Annotated in this window: 3 protein-coding genes; all 3 read right to left on the bottom strand. The window is 41.0% G+C overall.

All coding sequences use genetic code 11. The annotated features are described in order from the left end of the window. Nucleotides 1–191: 191 nt before the first annotated feature. Complete coding sequence (locus BHE89_RS13850) at nt 192–1,514, bottom strand: MFS transporter (protein WP_069369787.1); 1,323 nt, start codon at nt 1,512–1,514, stop codon at nt 192–194. An 85-nt stretch (nt 1,515–1,599) separates the two neighbouring features. Then, complete coding sequence (fixX, locus tag BHE89_RS13845) at nt 1,600–1,887, bottom strand: ferredoxin-like protein FixX (protein WP_023582978.1); 288 nt, start codon at nt 1,885–1,887, stop codon at nt 1,600–1,602. Then, a partial coding sequence (gene fixC, locus BHE89_RS13840; protein ID WP_128860551.1) for an FAD-dependent oxidoreductase FixC occupies nt 1,884–2,882 on the bottom strand: 999 nt, incomplete at its 5' end. The genes fixC and fixX, both read right to left, overlap by 4 nt.

Raw genomic sequence — 2,882 nt, 5'->3', positions numbered from 1 at the left:
TCTTTTTTTTAAGATAAATATATACAGATTATTTAAAAAATATAAAAAAATCCTTATCAATATATATTAACGTAATAATTTAAATAAAAAATAATATAAAATAAAATACAATAATGATTAAATTTTTATAACTTGTAAATAAAAGTATATAACTCACTTTAACTTATTTTATTCATGATCAATAAAAGGGATTATTTACTCCGACGCATTGGCATCGTTGAAGTTTGGTTGAGTGTTAATCCTTTCGTTTCTGGTGCAAACAAGATTGAAACGATCATACCGAATAAGGAGATCGCCGCCCCCACCAGCATCGTAGTACTAATGCCATAAGTGGCAATAAAGGCAGGAAGCGCACAGGTTGAGATAACGGTACCAATACGGCTGATTGACATAATAATGCCCACTGCCGAAGCTCGAATATCTGTCGGAAACAATTCGTTAGGATAGAGCCATTGTAAAATTCCGGGACCGCCAGAAAAGAACGCATAAGTCGCAAAGGCTAAAATAACAAATAAGATAGGTAGAGCAGGAAAAATACCGAGTACCAATAATGCCAATGTCATCATTCCAAAACTACCAATCAATAAGGGACGTCGTCCTGTTTGGTTTAACCAAAACATTGCGGGAATACACCCAAACATAAAAAACAGGCTGATCACCACATTACCCAGTGCCGCACTTCTTCCTGCATCCCATCCTAATAAACCAACGATTTGTGGGCCAAAGGTATAAATGGCAAACATGGGGATAACTTGGCAAGTCCAAATCACCGCAACAAATAGAACAAAAGAGAAGTGGCGTTTATTAAATAACTCGATAAAACGCGTTGTCTTGGCATCTTCTGCTTCAAATACCACGGGTTCACCAAAGAGTTTTATCATCATCTCATTACACTCTTTAATACGCCCTTTGCGTATTAACCAAAGCGGAGATTCAGGTAAATCAAAACGACCAATTAAAATAATTACACAAGGAATAAAAGCACTGCCCAACATCCAACGCCAGCCATCTACAACATCATATAAAAGATAACCGACTAAGTTGGCACAAGTCGCCCCGATATACCACATTGCAGCAATAAAACCGACGGCAAAAGCACGTTGTTTTTTATTGGAAAACTCAGTGATCATCGAAGTCGCGATAGGATAGTCAGCCCCAATCACAATACCAATAAGAAATCGCATCACTAACAACCCTACTGGCGTTGAAACAAACATCGTTGCAATAGAGATAAGAGCGATGGCGACAATATCGATAAGAAACATTTTTCGGCGACCCACTTTGTCACAAATATAACCAAAGAGGGATGTACCAATAAAAAGCCCTGCTAATGTTGCAGCACCAAGTAGACCAATCCATCGTGTATCGAGTTGTAATAATGGTGTGAGTTGCTCTAACGCCACACCGATAATCACTAATACATAGCCATCAAGAAAAGGGCCGCCACTCCCCCATAACATCACCCGACGATGTACAGAGGTAAAACGAATATCATCAAAGTTTCTGGGTTGCATGACTGTGTCCTGGTATTTTTTCTAAATAAAACAAAAAAGAAAAGCTCCCAGGCCGGAGCAGCACTGGGAGAAAAGTAGCGATACATCATCCGTAACGATATTCCACGCCAAACGTTCCGCGTGGGTATTCCCATTTTTCAAGCGCACTATCTAAACCAAGAATTCGACAAGTTCCACACTCTAAGCACCCTGCATAATCAAAACTGATGGTGCCATCTTCTTGTTTTTTATAAAGACCGGCAGGACAAGCTTTGACTAAGGTTTCCAATACCTGCATATCAGGTTGCTCTTTAACGACGATATGTGGATTTTCCTCATCGACATTAAATTTATTGATGCCTAATTTGACATCGACATTTACGGGAGAACTCATATTGCTTTTACTCCTTTGATCCCATCTTTAATCAGATTCATCCAACCTACTTTTTTGGTATGACGCATCATGGTTTTACGCATTGGTACTGGCGCTTCACCGGTTACGGTAAAGAGATCTTTTGCAATACCAACCACCATTTCAGGGTAAGCGGTGAACATACGAGGGTTATCAAGTAAATCAGGCATACGTTGATAGGCTTTCATATCGCGTAACGGACCGGCTTCTAAATGTTTGAGATATTCATTGAGCGTTTGTTTGCTAAAATCATTTTTCTCCATTGCCGATAGCACGGTTTTTGCAGCAGCTTCACCTGATGCCATCGCTAAATCCATGCCACGAATAGTAAAGCCAAGGTTCATACACATCCCTGCGGCATCACCCGCAATCAATACACCATCGCGTACTAATTCGTTTTGCATTCTTAATCCAGCTTCAGGAACAACGTGTGCGCCGTATTCCACCATTTTTCCGCCTTCAATTAGCGGAGCAACAACGGGATGCTGTTTAAAATCTTCCAGCATTTGGGGGACGGATTTTTTAGCGTCTTTAATATGGTGAAGCCCGCAAACAAGACCTAAAGAAAGCGTGGTTTTATTGGTATATAAAAAACCACCGCCCATAAGCCCATCAGTAGGCGAACCTGCAAATAACCAAGCCGCACCTTCGTTATCTTTTAGGTTGAAACGATCTTTAATGACACTTTCAGGCAGTTCGATGATCTCTTTTACGCCCACAGCCACATTTTCAGCCGCAACACGTTTCGTCATACCTAGCTGTTCAGCCAAGATAGAGTTCACACCATCGGCGAGGATCACCGCTTTCGCTTCTAACACATCACCATCGGCCTCAACACCGACAATTTTTCCATCACGTTCAACGAGTTTGTCAACACGGATCCCTGTAATACATTGCGCACCCGCATTTTCGGCTTGTTCCATTAGCCATTGGTCAAACTCACCACGTAATACAGACCAAGACGCCGTTTTGGGATC

Origin of the sequence: Shigella sp. FC1967, from assembly GCF_001743005.1 — a bacterium.
Taxonomy (GTDB): domain Bacteria; phylum Pseudomonadota; class Gammaproteobacteria; order Enterobacterales; family Enterobacteriaceae; genus Proteus.
The sequence above is the reverse complement of the archived record's forward strand: the minus strand, read 5'-3'. Positions and strand labels throughout refer to the sequence as shown.